The following is a 20,644-nucleotide window of genomic DNA, read 5'->3' as shown; positions in this document are numbered from 1 at the left end:
CTATTATTAGTGCGAATTATGATTTTTGTATAATTAATGAACAAATGTGAATTTTTATCATACATATCTATACTTTACCTGCAACGACTCGAATTTACACTTTCACCATTCGAGCGGATCGTTTTTTTTCGCCTATTTTTGACATTTGGATATAAGAGGTTTCGGAAAAAAGACATCAAGCAAATTGCTCTAAAAATTGATATTCATCATTTAAAGTTGGAAGAAGCGTTCAGTGAATTATTAAAAAAATTTATACTGGTTGCTGATGGTCATGATCACATTGGAGTGAATAGGGGATATCTGAAACAGCTTAATCAGCAAAGAAAAATAAAGAGTAGAATTCAAAGTATTCGTAAGCATCCCAAAAGGGATTTTTTACTGCAATTGTTCGAAAAACTATTTCAGATCAAAATCAGTCATAAACAAAAGAAGAGTCAACAATTATTGGCGATGGATTATAAGCAATGGCTAGTATTGGTTAACCTTGTTTTTCTGAGTGATCGAGATGGTGTTGTTCTGGGTGCAGGAACACATGAATTAACAAGTTTTACTGGTTTAAGCAGATTTGCTTTATTGCGATGTATGACCTATTTGTTTCAAAAAGGAATCTTACGCTCCAAAATTGATGGAACACTGAACAACGCCTATTTAAATTTTGTTTCTTCAATTTATTTCATCAATCTTTCTCATCCGATTTGGGGTGAGAAAAGAGTCTTTGGAAGATTTATAATTTTCAATCCACCTGAGCAGACACCGATTTTTAAACAATTTATTGAAGCATTAAATGGATGGAATCCTGATGAACCTTTAGGTGACTTTAAGATTAAGGAGTTTCTTCTTGATACTGATGATAAATTAAATTCGACAGGGAATGGATTTGTTCTTCAATATGATGAAAGTACTATTCCACATACACTGGAAACAGGACTGCAATGGAACAAAGTGTTTAATCAAGAGTTTCAGCTATCAAGAGGTTATGTTAAAGAACAAAAGAAATTATCGTTAAACACAAATGAACATAACTTTAATAGGTTAGATTATGTTTTTTGTTATCTAGCATCTTATTATTCTCATCGAGGATTAATTACATCTCGGTTGCAAAGTCAATTGTTGCCTGACAATGTAAAATCTATGTTATCGAAGTTGTTTCGAGAGGTTGTGATATCAAAACAGCTGGAACATAAAGCGAATACTCTTGGCTTAAAATTGACAGATATCATGATAGCTCAAAATCTACTAAAACAGAAAATTTTGTCCTTACTTGTACATTATGTATATAGAGATGAACTGAGTCATGTTATTGATGCATTGACTGAACTTACTGGTCAAAATGTTTGCAATAGGGTGGTGCCGATAGGGGGTGTTGGGAAAGAGAAATTTCGTAAAATTTATTTTAGCCCTGATCTTCATCTTAAACATAATGAGCTATTTCTTATTCAATATACGGAGGTAAATATTATTACGCCTCGGATCCCTATTCCGCTTGTATCAAAAGTTCTTAAGGCATACAAACGCTCTATTCAGAAAATAGCTATGGATATCAAGAAACAAATTGAGCTAGGTCTACTTAATGAACAATGCTTAGAATTGGATGATTTAAGTGGAATTTTTCAATAAAAGCTGATTTCTGCCTTAACTCTCGTAAATGGATATTTGAGTAAGAATGCAAGGAATGTAGGGGAAGGTAAAAGTACACTGCCCTATGTACAGGTTAGTTTTGTCACCCTTAGTCCGTAAACTAAGTCGGTAAATAATATTATTAATTAACTAATTATAAATCTATTCATTCATACGGATCATAGATATCTACAATGTAGATCACGTATACATAATAAATAACTCTTCCTCCTTAGTTATGCATCAAACATAACTAAGGAATATAGACATGTTGCAATACGACCTCTCTCATCAAGCTACTGTAATGACTACAGTGAATAACTTTGTTGATTACATGCTGAATTTAGAACTAAGTCATACAGACTTCATTGCTCACCTTTGTGTATTGATTCCAGCATTCAAGGCTTTTGATCAAGAGGGTATTGAATATTGTACTTTGGTTGGGGCGTTTAAAGACATGGTGCAATTAGTTGAAGCTCATCGAGGCGATTTAGGGATTGAAGAATATTTGACACAGTTATCACCTATAGAAATATCCAATCTTCGAAATCTGTTGCGAAGTCATAGGTCACAGCACTTGGCTCAGATTCGTTTGTTTAAACAGCAAGAGGAAGAGAATCAAGACCGCTTTTTAGCTTATGTGCAGAGGATTCTTAACGATCATTATAAGGTTTTGGTTGTGCGTATTGATTTTGGGTATTTAAAAGCGTCTATGTCAAATATTACGGTGCAGGATTTCTATAATCATATTGAGTCATTGCGTAATCTGTTGAAAGATAAGAATGGCTGTTTTAAGCATTTATTGGGCTATGGGTTAGCATTAGAGCAGGGTAGTTCAAAAGGCTACCATGTGCATCTGATGTTGATTTATAACGGCTCAGAGCGTTGTCAGGACTGGTACTTAGCGAATGAGGTAATTCAAAAGTGGCAGGAGATAACTCAGGGTTTAGGTTACGGACTCAATAACAATACCCCTGAAAAGAAAAAACAATATGCTGATCGAGGTTTATTAGGCACAGGCATGATCCATCGCAATCAGCCCTTAGAAATGCAGAATGCTTTGAACGTTGCCAGTTATCTCACTCAGCCTGAAAAGTTCATGCAGCGGATGTTGATTAAGCCATTGGGTAAAAGAACTTTCTTTAAAGGAATTTACCACGAGCATGGGCGTAAGTATAAAAACAATCATCCAACATCAGCAGAAGCAGGAATTTGGTCTGAACAAGATGTAGATGATTTATTGGATGAGCCAATCGTCATTGAACCGTAAAAAAATATGCAGTGAACAGTTCTATGAAAAATTTCACTTCATAGGACTCTCCATGGACATTACACAAATTGAACATCAGACTGCACCACGTTTAGAGCAAGATATACACAACTTCTTTACTCAAGTGCGATTTGGTTCACCCATCCCGCCCATGACTCATGATGAACATATTCAGAAAATCATTGAACAAACGGCTCAAGTATTACTAGAGTACTTTCGAGAGTGGAATGAGCTGATGTTTCATCATCGAGATTCAGATTGTAGTTTTTGGGTGACACAATTCAGAAACGCCTATTTTACTGTGTTGCAGCAAATCGACTCACGTCAGCATTATTTTAATCCAACTGCCAAACATACTGCAAAATGGCTGGCGGAGCATGTATTAAATAAACTGAAACAGTTATTTGCAACTACGGGTTTTCATGAGGCTTTACATCAAAGTAATGAGCAATACGAGAAGAGAGTTGATCATTTGCGTGAGCTTTATTCAGAAGTCAGCAAATTGAGTGTAGATGCGCCTGATTTAAAGTTCTATCTGAGTTATCCAGTGGGTACTGAACTGTTGCAATCAGTCGATCAAGTGATTCAATCATTTCGGGCATTTGAAAAGAAGCTAACATCCTTACCTTGGTTCCGTGCACAAGTCATATTTAGCTATTACCACTTAATTCGCGATAGTACTCGAAACTGTTACGTGATTAGATTTTACCTTACCTTTCAAAGAGTCTTTTACTCCAATGAGATTGATTATTCAGTTGATCTATTCAGGCTATGGCAGGATACCACTTACGGCATGGGTATTTTATTGCAAATTCCAGATGAAGAAACGCAGAAGTCAAATGGCAATCCATTTGGATTTAACCTAGATGGGCTTTTTAACTTTCCTGAGCCTAAAAACCCATTGGATGATCTTGGTGATTTGCCAGATACGGTGACGAGTATAAATGAGCAGATGAATAAGATTTGTATCACAACACGTGGCTTTAAAATCTTTAATGGCAAGAAATGGTGATTTAAACCCATTAAAGCAAATTGAAATGAACTTACCTCTGTATCCCATCAAATGGGTACAGAGTCTTTTGAGGCCAACATATTTTTTTACGGTGATGGACATGATATGTGCAGAACGCACGCCTTCATACCACATCGGAGTCCATCAGATGAATGCGCTAAATTCACAAACATTTCAGATCAACCAAATCCTAAACATCAAGCAATTGGTTGAAATCACAGGGTTGAGTCGTGCCACCATTTATTCACTGCTCGACCCTAAATCCAAGTATTACGATGCCAGCTTTCCTCAGCAGATTCATTTAACCAGTCATCGAGTGGGTTGGGTTGCGCATGAGGTCAATACATGGATTGCTCAGAAGATCAGCAATCGTGGAATTGCTGCAAATTGATAAAAATACAAAGCTATAAATAAGATTGCTGCCCCATCAGTTGTAATGCCAGTGCATAAGCAAAATCAGGAGAAATTGATTCTGCAATGAAGAATGCCTGAGGTGGGGTAAAGTCTAAGATCAATTTATGGTAACTGGTTTCTTTACCTGTTTGTTTATCAATGAATTGGAACTCATTCTGCGAATGTGAATATTCGAGCCCATACAGTGGGCCTCCAATACACTTCAATCGCTGCATGCTCAGATTCCTTTAATAACGCTAAGAACCATTATAATTGAGTGTGCTTTTTAATTCAGGATGAAATTATAGCTTCAGTTGAAGTTTAGATGATGTTGATTATTCAATAGTCATTCTGAATCAGATGGATGAAGAAAGCAGTCAATTGATTATTGAAGTAAAAATACAACGTTGACAGTTTAAATCCTGCCAATTATCCTTGGCTTGCTGACCTACATTGTCAGTTGGTTTTAGCAGACCATTTACACACAAGCACATCAAAAGAGTAATTTTTTGGTGGCGAACTCGTTCGTTCCTCCTCCGTTGCGGTAGGGCGAGGGAGGGACGCCTTGTGCGTGCTGATTCTTGTGTGTCAGTCTGCTAACCCTCTCTCGTTCTGCCACCATTATTTAGCAGTAATTTGGTAGAGCTCTTTAATACACACAAGGAGTCCGCCATGCGTACTACATTCTTAAATATCCATTTTCTTTTTACCCCACTATGGTTTATGGCATTTTCGGTGCCAGATAAAGCTGTATCTTAAAAAATATCATACGGTTGGGGAATTTCAGTAAAGGTATTCATTACTTTATTGGCTCGTACATCTGAATTATTTTATTGCTGATCTGTAGATGTACTGCTACTGCGGAACAGTCACGTCAGAATAAAGGGCAAATCTCCAAGAAGAATATCAAACCGCCATACGCCCAGCTTTGCGATTGCTGAGAGGTGCCTATGGACAGTGAAAGAGAATGATGCACGATGACAACAAAATTGAAGAGTCTGTCTATATGTATTTTATTGATTGGACTGGGTGCCTGTTCCAGTAAAGATCACCCTAAAAATGATTCAGCTGTAGAGGGTCAAACGGCAGCAAGCAGTGAAGCTTTACAAAATGATATTGCTGCATCGACCGTGATTGTACCGAAAGCGCAGATCAGTCCTGATCAAAGCTTACGGGAATTACAGCTTTCGGATATTCTTGCATATCACCAAATTCGATACCCGACCAAGTGGGAGATAGAAGGGGTTGGAGAATCTACCTTCAATGGAAACTATGATCTGATTCATCCTCAGCTCAATCTTGCTCCAAATCAGATTTTTGTGATTGGCAATCAAAATCATGATCCTCAAGATAATTATCTGTTCATTGATATGACCAATGATGAATATTTCAAATATAGCAATAATATGGCGATCAATAATATCCGCTATATGAAAGCACCCCACATTGAGCCAAAACAGGAATTTGAAAAAACACAGGACTATGAAGCACGAGTGCAGCAGGAAAAGCAAAATGCGGAAAGCAAAGTGACTGACTATGATCTGAAATTATTGGAACAAGTTTTAAACCGAAGTGTTCGAGATATTTATTTGAGCCATTCAAATGCTTCCTATGAATACGATGCAGATCATGAACAGATGACGGTTCGTTATGGGCAAGATATTCGATCAGTCGTATTTATGGAATCAGAAGTTATTTTTAAAGTTCAGCCTGAATTAGCCAAACAAATTGCAGAGCACTTTATCCAGCTTCGATTAGGTTATGTATTTAATTTTAAAAATAATCAGCTCAGTCTGAATGGTGTCTTTTTCTATTTTAATCAGCCAGGCAATCATGATCGGCGTCGCAATAATATTGTAGATGTGATGTATGTTTCACCTGTCTTTAAGCCACTGAGCTTCAAACAGCGATCAGCTGTTGAACTGGCGAGACAATCTGTTGATGATGCATTTAAGCAACTGAAAACCATGCCATTTCAAGATGTTTCACATGCGCCTGTATGGAATTTTAAATTTGGGCTGGACAATTATCTTTCTCCAGAAACCCTATTGCAGAAATATCCAAAGCCAGTCATTCCCGAAGAACCTGAAGAGCTTGACTATATACCGGTTGAGGAATAGATATGCATCAATATGAACTGCAGTTATTTTAAAAATAAAGAAATTTCAAATACATATTACCCAGATGTAAGGGCTTTTCTTTTCAGTATGACTTGAGGAAAAGCATATATATCTGAATACAATATTTAGGAGCAATCCAGAATGAACAACTTAATGAAAACATTGGGCTTTACCGCATTACTCTCATTATCTGCATTGACTTTACAAGGATGCAGCTCAGGGCTGGAGCCAGATACTTTCTCAGTTGAATTGAATGAAATGGTTTATGGGACATGGAACCGACCAGCAGTGATTACCATCCGTTCAAATATAGCCGAACCGATAGAAGTGACCAATGTCACAGTGAACAATGGGCAATGCAGCTATATTGGACATGACAAAAGAATCAATTTCCCACTGCATTTTCAGATGGGGCAAATAGCTCGACTGAGATTAGAGAAATGTAGTTTCTCTAATGTCGTACAAGTGGATATAGAAACCACCAAAGGTAATGCAAGTTATCAGTTTAATTAATCCTGAGGCTTGCGACCTTGCCTTAGTAATTAAGCACTGAATCAAAGATAAGCTCATCAAAAACCATGCCCCAACGGGCATGGTTTTTTTATGCCTGAATTTTATGGAGTTATCTCTATGCCTCGAATTTATTGTCCGATGTGTGCCAGCGATGAGATTGAAATCGCTGAACCGCCTCTATCCAATCCCAATTCCTCATTGGGTCAAAGCTTGCTTAAACCGCCGATGCAGAGCCTGATGCAATATATCGTGAACTATGCAGCAATGGGTATTTCTGGAGTACGCCTGATTAAAGGACAGCGTCCGATGGTTTATGTGGTCGGTGCTGTGATAGGTGGTGCAGTCGGATGCGCTGCGTGTTTTCTGAATTATGTCCAAGAACAGCAACCTAATCCAAAGTTGAAAGAAACCGCACAAGCAGAAATTCTGTATGAATGTCTGGAATGCGGACATCACTTTGCCCAAAGCTTTGCAGATCGAGCTTAGCCTCACAAACACCTCACACAATTGAAAACACTCAAAAAACCAAAATTTACATTGAATAGGAACAAGTACTATGGCACATCAACTTGAACAAATGGCTTATGTCGGTCAAACCCCTTGGCATGGTTTAGGTAATCAGCTCAGTCAAAACCAACCGATTGAAGTCTGGGCGCAACAAGCGGGTATGGACTGGCGAATTGAATCTTCAGATGTCAGCTACATGGCTAAAAATGATCGTGGACAAAGCATCATCATGCCGTATGAAGAACAACGTGTACTTTATCGTTCAGATACCCATGCACCTTTATCAGTCGTCAGCCAGCGTTACCAAGAAGTGCAACCAAAGGAAATCCTAAACTTCTACAAAGACCTGACTGAACAATCGGGCTTTGAGTTAGAAACCGCAGGCGTGCTCAAAGGCGGTAAGAAATTCTGGGCATTAGCCAAAACAGGACAGACCTCAGCTTTAAAAGGAAAAGATGTCAGTAATGGCTATATTCTCTTAGCCACCGCCTGTGATGGAACACTCGCTACGACTGCACAATTCACCTCAATCCGTGTGGTGTGTAACAACACCTTAGCGATTGCACTTAAAGGCCAGAACGCAAGTGCAGGCGTAGTAAAAGTACCCCACAGCACCAAGTTTGATGCGCAGAAGATTAAACAGCAACTCGGTATTTCAGTGCGTGCATGGGAGGATCACATGTATGAAATGAAACAGCTCAGCCAGCGTAAAGTGACTCAACAAGAAGCCGCGGCTTATTTCGATGCCGTATTTAACAACACTAGCCTAAGCAATGTAGAACAAGATGAGGGTATTATTCAGTTTTATCGGAATGTGGCATCACAAGCCAATTCAGCCACCAAGTCCGAAAACAAGACTGAACCGAATGGTCGAGCGATGTCCAAAGTCATGACCATGTTTAACGGGCAGGGTCGTGGGGCAGAACTCAGCTCAGCCAAAGACACGGCTTATGGCTTACTTTGCAGTATCACCGAGTTCGCCGATCATGAACGTCGTGCCATGAGTCAGGATCACCGTCTTGATTCCGCATGGTTCGGTGCAGGCGCAGGTCTCAAGCAACGTGGGCTTGAACAAGCATTGCAGATGTTATCTTGATCAGTGATTTTATTATTCAATTAACCATTGAAAAACAGAGCTTTAAGCACCATTATTCTTTAATTGGAAAATTGTAGTGATGGGGTGAAGAGATGGGTATTCAATTCTCGAATGGGCTTGTGATTGAGCAAATTGGTACAAACGTATTGTTGATTATTGGTAATCAACAGCTTTTTCAATTTTTGTGGCATAAATTTGCAATTGATTTTGGACATGCAAGATTTATGAGTGATGCTTCGGATAATACGAGTTTTAAAATTCAAATGACAAATATAGAGCCACATGTTTTACAAAATGATTTGCAATGTTTAGATCCGAATGACCTAAATCAATACGTGTAAAATTTTTACCTTTTAAAGAAAACCACATCTTCGGATGTGGTTTTTTTATGTCCAAAACTTAACAAATTCAAATTTTATAAGGAACGACTTATGAGTCAAAATATACCGATGACAAAGCCTGTAGAACAGAATGCTTTAAATACCTTAACTCATGCATTTATAACAGCAGGGAAAAGGGCATCAGCGAAGCGTTTTGCAAATACTAAAAACATGGCATATCAGGAGTGGCGTGAAATCCGAAAAAAAGGCATTGGTAGTAGTGACTGTGCAGCTGCCTGCGGCTTGAATCCCTATATGTCGATGCTTGAACTATGGATGATCAAGACTGGACGGATTCAACAAAATATTGAAGAGGAAAGTGAAGGTCATGCACCCTTGTACTGGGGTAAACGACTTGAACCCTTAGTGGCTGAATACTACAGCATGCATACCAACTACAAGGTGCGTCGGGTCAATGCCGTGTTACAACATTCTGATCCAGACAAGCATTTTATGTTAGCCAACTTGGATTACTCCGTGGTTGGAGATGCCGATGTACAAATACTGGAGTGTAAAACCGCAGGGGAGTATGGTGCCAAGCTGTGGCGCGATGGCGTGCCTTTATACGTCCTCTGTCAGGTACAACACCAACTGGCCGTGACAGGCAAGAAAGCCGCTCATATCTGCATACTGATTTGTGGGCATGAAACCCGAATTTTTAAAGTCACCCGTTCTGAATCGGTGATTCAACACATCGTCAATGCGGAGCGTTACTTCTGGGAATGCGTGGAAAAGGATATCCCACCTGAAGCCGATGCCAGTGAATCGGCAGCCAAAGCACTACAACTGCTTTATCCAGAACATGTGCCACTCTCTACCGCAGATCTATCTGAAGATGAGCAGGCCAATCAACAGTTTGAGCAACTGCTTCAAGCTCGCAGCCAAATTGACAAGCATCAGCAGCAGTTCGATCTGCTGAAGCATCAACTACAAGCCAAAATGCAGGAGGCTGAACGTGCCACCTTTAAAACTGGTTCAGTGACATGGAAAAAGTCGAAGGATTCAATCAGTTTAGACAGTAAGGCTTTACTCAAATCACACCCTGAGTATCTCAATCAATATCCACAAAGCAAGCAAGGTTCACGACGTTTCAACATCTATGCCGATGCTGATTGAAACAGATTTAGCCTAAGTTCAATTTACAAGTAGCGCTTCAAGCTCTACTCAAAAATCCCATGCCTCAATGCATGGGATTTTTTATGCCGATTTCATTTTTAACCAAGCATATCTAAACATTTAAGTAGAAGAGGAAAACACCATGATTAAAGGTCTAGCCATTACACCGCCCATTCTAGGGCGAATCAGTATCGGTAAGATGGTTGAAAAGAATGGCAAGCGCATCCCTGAAAAGGATGACCAATTCACCATTACCAGCCAAATCCAAAATAAGGATAGTGGTTGGGTGAAACATCCACTCGATGAACAACTTAGAGCCAAAGCCCCCAATCAAAAACTCCGTTCAATTCCAGTCCGTATGATCTTCAATGATCCTGAACTGAATCTACGAGCGGAATACAGTTTATTTGATCGTCAGACAGGACGTCCCGTTTGTGTAGGGAATGGTGAAACTTGTCAGCGACTGACCAATCAAGGTGTAGAACAACATCCATGCCCATCCCCTGATCTATGCCCAATGGCACAAGGGGGTAACTGCAAGCCTTATGGCCGTTTGCATGTCAATTTGGATGAGTCTGATGAACTCGGGACATTCATCTTTAGAACCACGGGCTTTAATAGTATTCGGACTTTGGCTGCTCGACTCAGTTATTACCATGCAGCATCGAATGGCTTGCTCTCATGTCTACCATTCCAACTCACCCTTCGAGGCAAGTCTACGACACAAAGTTATCGTACCCCTGTGTATTACGTGGATTTGACTTTACGAGACGGGATTCATTTGCAAGAAGCCATTCAAACGGCCAAGGAGATTGATCAGAAGAGTAAGTTATGTGGTTTTAATCAGGCTGCTTTAGATCAAATGGCACGGCAGGGTTATGGCAATGCACGATTTGAGGTGGATTCAGAGGAAGGACTGAATTTGGTGGAGGAGTTTTATGCGGATGAGGTTGTTGAGTCTGAGCAGACTCAGCTTGAGTCAAAGACTAAGCCTAAATTTCATCAGGGGGATGGCTTTGTACAGGATATTCAGCAAGGCTTGCAAAGTAGTGTGAGAGCGGTAAATTGAATAAAAGGTATCTTCGGATGCCTTTTAATAAAATCTAGATCTTAATTTTTTTGTTATTGATTTTGATAAGTAGTTTATTGAAGAGATTGATTGATTTCACATCATTAGTCTATTGTGCTACCCTAAGTGCTCTAAAAACCTAAACACTCTTTTCCTATATGACACCTACGCCACCTTAAGTTTATTTACCCCCTTTAATCAGTAAATAACTCATCACTGTCTAGTGATGTGGTGTAGTCGCTTGTGTGTTGTATATATCACATCACTAGCCTATCTAAAAAATTAAAAAACAGGCTATGTTTATGTTATCTAATGTACGAGAACAATGGTTCTCTAACATCCGTGTAGATGTACTTGCAGGACTTGTCGTCGGTCTTGCACTTATCCCTGAAGCTATCGCTTTTTCAATTATTGCTGGTGTAGATCCCAAAGTTGGACTATACGCATCCTTTTGTATCGCTGTTGTGATTTCATTTGTGGGTGGACGCCCAGCGATGATTTCAGCCGCAACAGGTGCTATGGCTTTACTCATGGTCACGCTCGTTAAAGAGCATGGATTACAATATTTGCTTGCAGCGACAATTTTAACTGGCGTGATCCAAATTTTAGCAGGTTACTTAAAGCTCGCTAAATTAATGCGATTTGTATCAAAATCAGTCGTTATTGGTTTTGTAAATGCTTTAGCTATCTTGATCTTTATGGCTCAACTTCCAGAGCTGATTAATGTGACATGGCATGTATACATTTTGGTTGCTTTAGGTTTGGCAATTATTTATCTGTTTCCATTAATTCCAGCAATAGGCAAATTACTTCCATCTCCACTTGTATGTATCATTATGATCACGCTTATTGCCATTTTTCTGGGTATTGATGTTAGGACTGTTGGCGATATGGGATCATTGCCTGATACTCTTCCTATATTTTTAATCCCTGATATTCCGTTAAATTTCGAAACACTGACTATTATTTTGCCTTATGCAATTGCTCTAGCAGCCGTGGGGTTACTTGAGTCAATGATGACTGCAACTATTGTTGATGAAATGACAGATACACCAAGCGATAAGCATCAGGAATGTAAAGGACAAGGTATTGCCAATATTGCCTCTGGCTTTATGGGAGGGATGGCAGGTTGTGCCATGATTGGTCAATCTATGATTAACGTGAAGTCAGGTGGTTTAACACGATTGTCCACGTTCTCTGCGGGTATTTTTCTTCTCATTCTGGTTGTGTTTATCAGTGATTGGCTCAAAGTTATTCCAATGGCAGCTTTAGTTGCTGTCATGATCATGGTTTCTATCAGTACTTTTGAATGGAGTTCAGTCACCCAATTAAAAGACAATCCTAAAAGTAGTAATGTCGTGATGATTGCAACCGTTATCGTTGTTGTCGCAACTCACAATCTAGCATTAGGCGTTTTAACAGGTGTTCTGTTATCAGCATTGTTCTTAGCGAATAAGTTAGAAAATGATATCCAAGTCATTGCTTCATTTGAAGGTGACACTCGTTTATATGATTTACACGGTCAAATATTTTTTAGTTCTTCTGAGAAATTCATGCAGGGTTTTGACTTTAAAGAAGATGTGAAAGATGTGGTGATTGACTTAACACATTCCCATATTTGGGATGTTACCTCAGTCGCTATGCTTGACTCTGTGGTAAACAAGTTCCAAAAAAATGGTGTGAATGTAACGGTGCGTGGGTTGAACGAAGCGAGTTCGATTATGATCGATAAATATGGAACACACGCAAGAATATAACTTAAGAATTTAATTAAGGTTTTAAAAAGCAGGTATTTAAGGTTCAGGTATCTGCTTTTTTCTAACCCTTAGAATTTATCTTGATAAGAATGTTTAGAACAAATATTTGTCAAAATTACTATCAGATTTAAGCTTTCTATCCTTGTGGATCTGTAAAATAAAACTCACTAACTCAAAAGCTAAAAATCATTTAGGTCTGACATGAAAAATTGGGTGGTTTTTGCTTTTATTTCAATGTTTTTCGCTGGATTTACTTCCGTAATCGCAAAACAACGACTTGTTGAAATTTCAGGAGAGCTTGGACTAACTATTCGAACACTCTTTGTTTGTTTTTTTGTCATGGCATTTGCAGTTTTTTTGTTTCAACCTATGAATTTCAGGCTGTAAGCTTTAAAAATTTGTTTTGATTAGGTTTATTAGGTGTGACAACTGCTTTATCGTGGGTGTATTACTATAGAGCATTAAAATTAGGAGATGCCTCGACCATTGCACTTATTGATAAAGGTAGTGCGGTTGTCGCAATTTTATTGGCTTGGCTGATTTTAAAAGAGGTGATCACAGTCAGAATGATCCTAGGTGCAGCATGTATTGTTTTAGGATTATTCATTATTTCAAAAAAATAGGGAGCTATTGATTGCTCCCTATTTAATGGTCAATGATGATCAGGATAGGCTTGTATTGAGCTTAAAATTTCTTCTCGTGCTTTTTCAACATTTCCCCAACCCTTAAGCTTTACCCACTTGCCTTCTTCCAAGTCTTTATAATGCTCAAAGAAATGATGGATCCGATTTAAACTAAGTTGATCTACATCATTAATATCTAGAATATGGTCATAAAGCTTTGATAGTTTAGTGTGAGGAACTGCAATAATTTTTGCATCGATGCCATGTTCATCTTCCATATACATTACACCCACAGGTCTACTTCTGATTACTGCACCAATTGCTACTGGATAAGGTGAGATAACCAATACATCTAAAGGGTCACCATCCTCACTCAATGTTCTAGGGATATAACCGTAGTTTGCAGGATAAAACATAGCTGTTGTTAAAAAACGGTCAATGAAAATAGAATCAAATTCCTTATTCATTTCATATTTAACTGGGTCAATATTTTGAGGAATTTCAATAATACTGTAGAAATCATCTGGTGGATTAATCCCAACAGGAACATCTTTGTAGCTCATCATTATTTTCCTTTTTGATTACCGACAGTACCGAACTGTACGGGAGTTTTTACGTAAAAAATTCTGACATCTTCTTGATTTAGATGTGTAAACAATTGTTCTGATTCTACTTCGCTCAGAGCAAGTTGAACTTGCACAGGCTGGTCAACTAATTCAAAAAAGTGAGCTGAATGTAATCGTCCTGTATGGTCAATACCTTCTGATCCTTGAATGACTGTAGCACCCTTAAATCCTAACTCTCTTGTTAGTTCTAAGAGCCATTCATGGATAGGGGTATTTTTATGCCTTTGGTTTATCTCGGTATAAAATGTGACTAAATATCCGTTCATTAAGTCCTACTCCTGACTAATGTATAGTCGTTAGTTGATAGGTAAATATGCCAAGCAAAGTAAATAGCAATGAACCTAAAACATGGACAGTAATTGTCAAAATGGCATATTCAAATTTGCCACTTTGAAGTAAAGAAACAACTTCCATTGAAAATGTTGAGAACGTAGTTAAAGCACCACAAAAACCAGTAATGAGGAATAACTTGTAATTAGGATTCAAAGAGCTACTGGCAAAAAAAGTGATTGCAAAGCCAATAACAAATGCGCCAATAAGATTCACTAGGACTGTGCCTAAAGGAATATTTGGAAAATAGTGATTAAATTGAAGACTAATTCCCCAACGTATCCAAGCACCTAAAACAGCACCAAGTCCTATTGAAAATAATGAGATGTACATACTTTTTCCCTGCTCGTTAAACAGAGAAAATTAAAAAATAAAGGGGAGGAGATTTAAGAATTTGATACGGCATAGCGCAGCTCCATTGAAAAAAGCAGAGCGCACAACTACGCACCCTGCATAAGAGTAACGTAGGTATCATCAGCCGTTAGTGGCGGTTTGTAGAAGGAAGATAGCCATTTCCTTTAATTTAATCTTAATACAAATTAATTAAAATGCAATTCTAGATTTTATAAAAACAAAATATGGAATTGCATATATATGATTATTCATATATAAGTATATTCAAAGATCCTGTTGAGTTTGAGCAAATGTCTGCTACTCCAAAAGTTAAGATTTATCACAACCCTGAATGTGGTACATCACGCAATACACTGGCGTTAATCCGTAATGCCAATATTGAACCTGAAGTGATTGAATATCTTAAAAATCCTCCATCTAAAAATGAACTGATCCAAATGATTGCGGATGCAGGTTTAACTGTGAGAGAGGCCATCCGTAAGAATGTTGATCCTTATCGTGATCTAGAGTTAGACCTTGAGGTTTGGACGGATGATAAACTGCTTAACTTTATGCTTCAGTACCCAATTTTGATTAACCGCCCATTCGTGGTGACTGAATTAGGAACTCGTTTAAGTCGTCCATCAGAACTGGTTTTAGAAATTCTACCTCTCCCACAAAAGGGTGCTTTCACTAAAGAAGACGGTGAACAAGTGCTGGATGCAAATGGGCAGCGATTGAAATAAAAATTTCATGGATATATGTGAATATTGATATATCCATATGTCAGAGTGAGTGAGAGTATGGATCAAATCAATTTCTTTAAATGTTTGGCTGATGAAACGCGATTCAATATCGTCATGTTGGTTCTTGGAAATAATGAACAGTGTGTTTGTGATTTGACTGAAAAACTACAACTCAGCCAACCCAAGATTTCGCGGCATTTAGCCTTACTGCGTTCTTTAGGTCTGTTACAAGATCGACGTCAAGGGCAATGGGTCTATTACAGTCTCAATCCAAATTTACCTACTTGGTGCTTAGAGGTACTTAGTACCCTTAAAAATGCCAATTTACAGCCAAAAGTTGCACCATCATTTCAGCAAATTAATAGTTATTGCGAGTAGAACAAGATGAAATTTCTTTTTTTGTGCACGGGAAATAGCTGTCGCAGCATCCTGTCAGAAGTGCTTTTTAACAGTCGTGCCCCAGAGGGTTGGAAAGCCTATAGTGCGGGCAGTAAGCCATCAGGGCAAGTACATCCATTGACTATTGAAACTCTGGAAAATTTAGGTCTTTCAACTGAAGGGGTGTGGAGTAAAACCATTGATGACTGCGAACAATATCAACCTGATGTGGTGATTACGGTTTGTGATTCAGCCGCTCAGGAAGCGTGTCCGCTTTATCTAGGTGGGGCAATCAAAGCACATTGGGGGCTGGCAGATCCTTCACATTTAGATTTACCCAAAGAAGAAAAACTCAAAGCATTCCAAGTTACCGTTGATCATATCAACCATCGCTTAGATGCATTGTTGACACTCGATACAGCGCATATGTCTCGTCCTGAGTTGATAGCCGCGATTAATCAAATTTCGCATATTGAATGAGAATATCATGGCTCAACAAAGATTATCCTTTCTAGATCGTAACCTCACGCTATGGATTTTCATTGCCATGGCGTTAGGCATTGCGATCGGTGTGTTCTTTCCGCAAGCCTCAGTGGCTTTGGATAAAATGAGTGTGGATTCAGTCAATATTCCGATTGCAATCGGTTTGATTTTGATGATGTATCCACCTTTAGCAAAAGTGAACTATGCCACTTTGCCACAGGTATTCAAAGATAAGAAAACACTGACACTCTCCTTAGTACAAAACTGGCTTATCGCGCCTGTTTTGATGTTTGTTTTAGCGATCATCTTCCTGCATAACTATCCTGAATACATGACAGGCTTGATCTTGATTGGTTTAGCACGCTGTATTGCCATGGTTTTGGTTTGGAATGGTTTGGCCTGTGGTGATAACCAGTATGTTGCTGCATTGGTGGCTTTTAACAGTATCTTCCAGATTTTATTCTTCAGTACCTATGCTTGGTTGTTCCTGACCTTCCTACCACCCTATTTAGGTATTGCAGGACAGGTGATCAACGTTGATTTCTGGACCATTACCCATGCGGTACTGGTGTATTTAGGAATTCCATTTTTTCTTGGCTTTATGACCCGATTTATTTTGGTTCGTACTAAAGGTTTGGCTTGGTATCTAAATACCTTTTTACCTAAGATTAGTCCGCTGAGTTTACTGGCTTTATTATTCACGATTGTGGCGATGTTTAGCCTTAAAGGAAACGATGTAGTGAGCTTGCCGATGGATGTCTTGCGTATTGCGATTCCATTGACGATTTACTTTATTGTGATGTTTTTCATTAGCTTCTTTATGAGTAAGTGGATGGGGAACGACTATGCTAAAACCACAGCTATTTCATTTACTGCCGCGGGAAATAACTTTGAACTCGCTTTAGCTGTCGCGATTGCAACCTTTGGTTTGGCTTCACCTGTCGCATTCACGACGGTGATTGGTCCACTGGTTGAAGTACCTGTGTTGATTGCTTTAGTGAGCGTGTCATTGTGGCTCAGAAAAAAGTTTTTTAAAGCAAAGGTGTAATTTCTATGACTCTCCCAAATGTAGATATGAATCTTTTGGATCAACCTACTTTAGAAAAAGTACAGGCCAAAGCGCTAGATCATCCACCACGTATTTTACTGCTGTATGGTTCAAACCGTGAGCGTTCATACAGCCGATTGGCAGTGATGGAAGCAGGGCGTATCTTGGAGCAGTTTGGTGCCGAAGTAAAAATCTTTCATCCTAAAGGTTTACCTTTACCTGAAGATGCAGATATGGAACACCCAAAAGCCAAAGAACTACATGAGCTTTTGGCATGGTCGGAAGGCATGGTGTGGTGTTCACCTGAACGTCATGATTCAATGAGTTCAATCTTTAAATCGCAGATTGATTGGATTCCATTGGCTGGTGGTGCGATTCGAGCAACACAAGGCAAGACTTTGGCCTTGATGCAGGTGAGTGGCGGTTCACAGTCTTTTAATAGCGTCAATCAAATGCGTATTTTAGGCCGTTGGATGCGCATGATCACCATTCCAAACCAATCCTCTATTCCTAAAGCTTTTTTAGAGTTTGAAGAAGATGGATGCATGAAACCCTCAGCTTTTTATGATCGAATTGTTGATGTCATGGAAGAGTTATATAAATTCACTTTGCTGACGCGTGGGCAGAGTCAGTACCTCACAAATCGTTATTCAGAACGAAAAGAGTCGGCAGAAGAATTATCTAAGCGTGTCAATCAACGTAGCTTATAAACTTTAGGTGATCAGAAATGCAAAAGAGACATTCTAAATTAGTGATCTTAGGTTCAGGGCCTGCGGGTTATAGTGCTGCTGTGTATGCAGCACGTGCAAACTTAAAACCTACATTGATTGCAGGTATACAACTTGGTGGTCAATTAACAACGACCACTGAGGTAGATAACTGGCCGGGCGACCCAGAAGGTTTAACTGGTCCTGTACTTATGGAACGAATGCAAGCCCATGCTGAACGCTTTGGCACAGAGATTGTGTATGACCACATCAATGAAGTTGATTTAAGTGTCCGTCCATTTGTACTAAAAGGCGACATGGAAGAATTTACTTGTGATGCACTGATTATTGCAACAGGTGCGACAGCACAATACTTGGGTCTTGAATCTGAAGCTAAATTCATGGGTCAAGGTGTCAGTGCATGTGCAACTTGTGATGGTTTCTTCTATAAGCACCAAAAAGTCATGGTCGTGGGTGGTGGTAACACAGCAGTTGAAGAAGCCCTTTATCTTTCTAATATCGCTGAACATGTCACTCTAGTTCACCGTAGAGACAATTTGCGTTCAGAGAAAATTCTACAAGATCATCTTTTTGCCAAAGAAAAAGAAGGCAAAATTAGTATTCTTTGGAACAATCAAGTTGATGAAGTCTTAGGTGATAATACTGGTGTTACTTCAGTTCGCTTGAAGTCAACTTTGGATGGAAGCACACAAGACGTTGAAGTTCAGGGCTTATTTGTTGCTATTGGTCACAAACCGAATACAGGTATGTTTGACGGCCAACTCAACCTACGTGATGGCTACATTCAAGTACAAAGTGGTACTTCAGGCAATGCAACAGCAACTTCTGTGGCAGGGGTATTTGCTGCGGGTGACGTTGCTGACAGCATTTATCGCCAAGCAATTACTTCGGCAGGCTCAGGCTGTATGGCAGCTTTGGATGCCGAAAAGTATCTTGATCAATTGAGCAATTGAAAGGCTCATTTAAATGCTTGAAAATTGTATGAAATACGCCCAGTCTGTTGAGCAGACTGGGCGTTATTTTGATGATGACAATAAAGAATGGGAGAGAAGCTTTGACTCAATTACAAGCAGAAGTCGATGTGGTCATTATTGGTGGTGGTCAGGCAGCCCTTGCTACAGCTTATTTCCTCAAACGTAAGAAAATTCCATTTATTATTCTGGATGACCAAGTTCAGGCAGGTGGTGCATGGCTCCATGCTTGGCAGTCGCTACGTCTTTTTTCTCCTAATACGTGGAGTTCGCTGTCGGGTTGGATGATGCCAACAACTGAACAAACCTACCCAACGCGAAATGAAGTGATTGACTACTTGTCGGCATACGAGCAACGCTATCAATTTCCGATTATTCGACCAGTTCATGTCGATCATATCGAACAAAAAGATGGCTATTTAGATGTGTATGCTGGCGATCAATATTGGCGAGCTAAAGCGGTGGTCAGTGCGACAGGGACATGGAGTCAGCCTTATATTCCGCATTATGAAGGACATGAACGATTTGAAGGATTACAAACGCATTCAGCACATTATGTAAATCCAGAGCCTTTTATAAATAAAAAAGTGATCGTGGTTGGTGGTGGTAACTCAGGGGCACAAATTTTTGCCGAAGTCTCAAAAGTTGCAGATACCACTTGGGTCACAGTAACACCACCTCAATTTTTATCGGATGATGTTGATGGGCGTGTTTTATTTCTTCGGGCAACTGAACGTTTAAAAGCTCAACAGGAAGGTCGTGTGATTGATCAACCCGTTGGTGGTCTGGGTGATATTGTCATGATAGACAGTGTCAAAGAGGCCCGCGAACGTGGCGTACTACATAGTCGAGAGCCTTTTACCTCATTTGAGGAGCATTCCGTTGTTTGGGCTAATGGTTCAACACAAGCTGTAGATGCTGTGATTTGGTGTACAGGGTTCAAAGCTTCACTGAATCATTTAAGAAGTCTTGATGTGGTAGAACCTGATCAGACGGTTGCAGTCAATGATGGACGCTCTATAAAAGTAAATAACCTTTGGTTGGTTGGCTATGGGGAGTGGACAGGCATGGCATCCGCTACACTCATTGGGATTTCTAGAACAGCAAGAGCAACGGTAGATCAAATAGCTGCTTACTTGGCTGAATCAAAGTTAAATTAATATAATATTTTTATTATTCAACTTAGGTACTCTTAAGATCTACAGTATAAGTCATACAAGGTTTGCATGATTTTTAATACACGTATATCCCTTAATTCATAAAAAATCTGTTTACCTTCTCGTCGTGTCGATACGAGCTTATTTTTTCTTAATACCGTAAGTTGTTGAGATAAGGTCGGTTGACTCACATTAGTGCGTATTTCAATTTGCTGCACATTCAATTCATCTTCTACCAAAACACATAAAATTTTAAGACGATCAGGATTCGATAAGACTTTTAGACAATCAGTGACAAGGTCGACTTTTGAAAGATCTATTTTCATTTTTAATTCATTGGTTTTCATAAGCGTATCCTAAAAATCATCTTA

At 39.2% G+C, this 20,644-nt stretch carries 25 protein-coding genes and 1 riboswitch; of the genes, 20 read left to right on the top strand and 5 right to left on the bottom strand.

Annotated elements, in window-relative coordinates:
* The first annotated feature begins 138 nt into the window (after positions 1 to 138).
* The 4 genes from KPC_RS07540 to KPC_RS07525 all read left to right on the top strand — a co-directional run bounded on the left by KPC_RS07540 (position 139) and on the right by KPC_RS07525 (position 4,290).
* On the top strand, positions 139 to 1,617 hold the full coding sequence (locus KPC_RS07540) for a hypothetical protein (RefSeq protein ID WP_087553311.1): 1,479 nt from the start codon (positions 139 to 141) through the stop codon (positions 1,615 to 1,617).
* Positions 1,618 to 1,885: 268 nt separating this feature from the next.
* On the top strand, positions 1,886 to 2,887 hold the full coding sequence (locus tag KPC_RS07535; protein ID WP_228212190.1) for a YagK/YfjJ domain-containing protein: 1,002 nt from the start codon (positions 1,886 to 1,888) through the stop codon (positions 2,885 to 2,887).
* A gap of 52 nt (positions 2,888 to 2,939) precedes the next feature.
* Complete coding sequence (locus tag KPC_RS07530; RefSeq protein WP_087553312.1) at positions 2,940 to 3,899, top strand: hypothetical protein; 960 nt, start codon at positions 2,940 to 2,942, stop codon at positions 3,897 to 3,899.
* Between the two features lie 148 nt (positions 3,900 to 4,047).
* Positions 4,048 to 4,290, top strand: coding sequence for a helix-turn-helix transcriptional regulator (locus KPC_RS07525; RefSeq protein ID WP_121973777.1), 243 nt, complete (start codon positions 4,048 to 4,050; stop codon positions 4,288 to 4,290).
* 13 nt (positions 4,291 to 4,303) lie between these two features.
* Here the strand turns inward: KPC_RS07525 and KPC_RS07520 are convergent, their stop codons facing one another.
* Positions 4,304 to 4,528, bottom strand: coding sequence for a hypothetical protein (locus tag KPC_RS07520; RefSeq protein ID WP_121973776.1), 225 nt, complete (start codon positions 4,526 to 4,528; stop codon positions 4,304 to 4,306).
* A 741-nt stretch (positions 4,529 to 5,269) separates the two neighbouring features.
* On the opposite strand from KPC_RS07520, the gene KPC_RS07510 reads away from it, so the two are divergent.
* From KPC_RS07510 to KPC_RS20745, 9 genes are all read left to right on the top strand, one after another.
* The gene (locus KPC_RS07510) at positions 5,270 to 6,412 is read left to right on the top strand and encodes a hypothetical protein (protein ID WP_121973775.1); all 1,143 of its coding nucleotides are present in this window, start codon (positions 5,270 to 5,272) and stop codon (positions 6,410 to 6,412) included.
* A gap of 141 nt (positions 6,413 to 6,553) precedes the next feature.
* Positions 6,554 to 6,925 (top strand): hypothetical protein, encoded by a 372-nt coding sequence (locus KPC_RS07505; RefSeq protein ID WP_087553315.1) that lies wholly within the window; start codon positions 6,554 to 6,556, stop codon positions 6,923 to 6,925.
* A 117-nt stretch (positions 6,926 to 7,042) separates the two neighbouring features.
* Positions 7,043 to 7,411 (top strand): hypothetical protein, encoded by a 369-nt coding sequence (locus KPC_RS07500; protein ID WP_087553316.1) that lies wholly within the window; start codon positions 7,043 to 7,045, stop codon positions 7,409 to 7,411.
* A 70-nt stretch (positions 7,412 to 7,481) separates the two neighbouring features.
* A complete protein-coding gene (locus KPC_RS07495; RefSeq protein WP_121973774.1) occupies positions 7,482 to 8,528 on the top strand; it encodes a DUF932 domain-containing protein in 1,047 nt (348 codons plus the stop codon).
* A 92-nt stretch (positions 8,529 to 8,620) separates the two neighbouring features.
* Positions 8,621 to 8,869, top strand: coding sequence for a hypothetical protein (locus KPC_RS07490; protein ID WP_121973773.1), 249 nt, complete (start codon positions 8,621 to 8,623; stop codon positions 8,867 to 8,869).
* A 90-nt stretch (positions 8,870 to 8,959) separates the two neighbouring features.
* Complete coding sequence (locus KPC_RS07485; protein WP_252152086.1) at positions 8,960 to 10,024, top strand: YqaJ viral recombinase family nuclease; 1,065 nt, start codon at positions 8,960 to 8,962, stop codon at positions 10,022 to 10,024.
* 142 nt (positions 10,025 to 10,166) lie between these two features.
* Positions 10,167 to 11,093 (top strand): recombination directionality factor, encoded by a 927-nt coding sequence (locus KPC_RS07480; RefSeq protein WP_004859417.1) that lies wholly within the window; start codon positions 10,167 to 10,169, stop codon positions 11,091 to 11,093.
* Between the two features lie 302 nt (positions 11,094 to 11,395).
* On the top strand, positions 11,396 to 12,850 hold the full coding sequence (locus KPC_RS07475; protein WP_121973771.1) for a SulP family inorganic anion transporter: 1,455 nt from the start codon (positions 11,396 to 11,398) through the stop codon (positions 12,848 to 12,850).
* A 422-nt stretch (positions 12,851 to 13,272) separates the two neighbouring features.
* A complete protein-coding gene (locus KPC_RS20745; protein ID WP_004859425.1) occupies positions 13,273 to 13,473 on the top strand; it encodes an EamA family transporter in 201 nt (66 codons plus the stop codon).
* 29 nt (positions 13,474 to 13,502) lie between these two features.
* On the opposite strand, the gene ppa is transcribed toward KPC_RS20745, so the two are convergent.
* From ppa to crcB, 3 genes are read right to left on the bottom strand one after another with little or no spacing between them, the layout of a single operon-like run.
* Entirely contained in the window at positions 13,503 to 14,036 is a 534-nt protein-coding gene (ppa, locus tag KPC_RS07465) for an inorganic diphosphatase (RefSeq protein WP_198488231.1), read from the bottom strand.
* A 2-nt stretch (positions 14,037 to 14,038) separates the two neighbouring features.
* Positions 14,039 to 14,365: a DUF190 domain-containing protein gene (locus tag KPC_RS07460; RefSeq protein WP_004859430.1), complete on the bottom strand. Its 327-nt coding sequence runs from the start codon at positions 14,363 to 14,365 to the stop codon at positions 14,039 to 14,041.
* A 16-nt stretch (positions 14,366 to 14,381) separates the two neighbouring features.
* Complete coding sequence (gene crcB, locus KPC_RS07455) at positions 14,382 to 14,762, bottom strand: fluoride efflux transporter CrcB (RefSeq protein ID WP_004859432.1); 381 nt, start codon at positions 14,760 to 14,762, stop codon at positions 14,382 to 14,384.
* A 125-nt stretch (positions 14,763 to 14,887) separates the two neighbouring features.
* A riboswitch (Fluoride riboswitch) is annotated at positions 14,888 to 14,955 on the bottom strand.
* 118 nt (positions 14,956 to 15,073) lie between these two features.
* Between crcB and arsC the strand changes: the two genes are divergently transcribed.
* From arsC to KPC_RS07420, 7 genes are all read left to right on the top strand, one after another.
* The gene (arsC, locus tag KPC_RS07450) at positions 15,074 to 15,508 is read left to right on the top strand and encodes an arsenate reductase (glutaredoxin) (RefSeq protein ID WP_020846463.1); all 435 of its coding nucleotides are present in this window, start codon (positions 15,074 to 15,076) and stop codon (positions 15,506 to 15,508) included.
* Between the two features lie 57 nt (positions 15,509 to 15,565).
* Positions 15,566 to 15,886 (top strand): metalloregulator ArsR/SmtB family transcription factor, encoded by a 321-nt coding sequence (locus KPC_RS07445; protein ID WP_004859437.1) that lies wholly within the window; start codon positions 15,566 to 15,568, stop codon positions 15,884 to 15,886.
* Between the two features lie 6 nt (positions 15,887 to 15,892).
* The gene (locus tag KPC_RS07440; protein WP_121973769.1) at positions 15,893 to 16,366 is read left to right on the top strand and encodes an arsenate reductase ArsC; all 474 of its coding nucleotides are present in this window, start codon (positions 15,893 to 15,895) and stop codon (positions 16,364 to 16,366) included.
* Positions 16,367 to 16,373: 7 nt separating this feature from the next.
* Positions 16,374 to 17,417, top strand: a complete 1,044-nt coding sequence (gene arsB, locus KPC_RS07435; protein ID WP_121973768.1) for an ACR3 family arsenite efflux transporter — start codon at positions 16,374 to 16,376, stop codon at positions 17,415 to 17,417.
* Positions 17,418 to 17,422: 5 nt separating this feature from the next.
* The gene (gene arsH, locus KPC_RS07430) at positions 17,423 to 18,127 is read left to right on the top strand and encodes an arsenical resistance protein ArsH (protein WP_121973767.1); all 705 of its coding nucleotides are present in this window, start codon (positions 17,423 to 17,425) and stop codon (positions 18,125 to 18,127) included.
* A 17-nt stretch (positions 18,128 to 18,144) separates the two neighbouring features.
* Positions 18,145 to 19,098, top strand: coding sequence for a thioredoxin-disulfide reductase (gene trxB, locus KPC_RS07425; RefSeq protein ID WP_004859450.1), 954 nt, complete (start codon positions 18,145 to 18,147; stop codon positions 19,096 to 19,098).
* Between the two features lie 101 nt (positions 19,099 to 19,199).
* Positions 19,200 to 20,276 (top strand): ArsO family NAD(P)H-dependent flavin-containing monooxygenase, encoded by a 1,077-nt coding sequence (locus tag KPC_RS07420; protein ID WP_004859452.1) that lies wholly within the window; start codon positions 19,200 to 19,202, stop codon positions 20,274 to 20,276.
* 32 nt (positions 20,277 to 20,308) lie between these two features.
* Here the strand turns inward: KPC_RS07420 and KPC_RS07415 are convergent, their stop codons facing one another.
* A complete protein-coding gene (locus KPC_RS07415; RefSeq protein WP_121973766.1) occupies positions 20,309 to 20,620 on the bottom strand; it encodes an ArsR/SmtB family transcription factor in 312 nt (103 codons plus the stop codon).
* Positions 20,621 to 20,644: the final 24 nt, after the last annotated feature.

The organism is Acinetobacter stercoris (genome assembly GCF_900323515.1).
Lineage (GTDB): Bacteria > Pseudomonadota > Gammaproteobacteria > Pseudomonadales > Moraxellaceae > Acinetobacter > Acinetobacter stercoris.
This window is presented reverse-complemented; position numbering and strand designations above follow the sequence as displayed.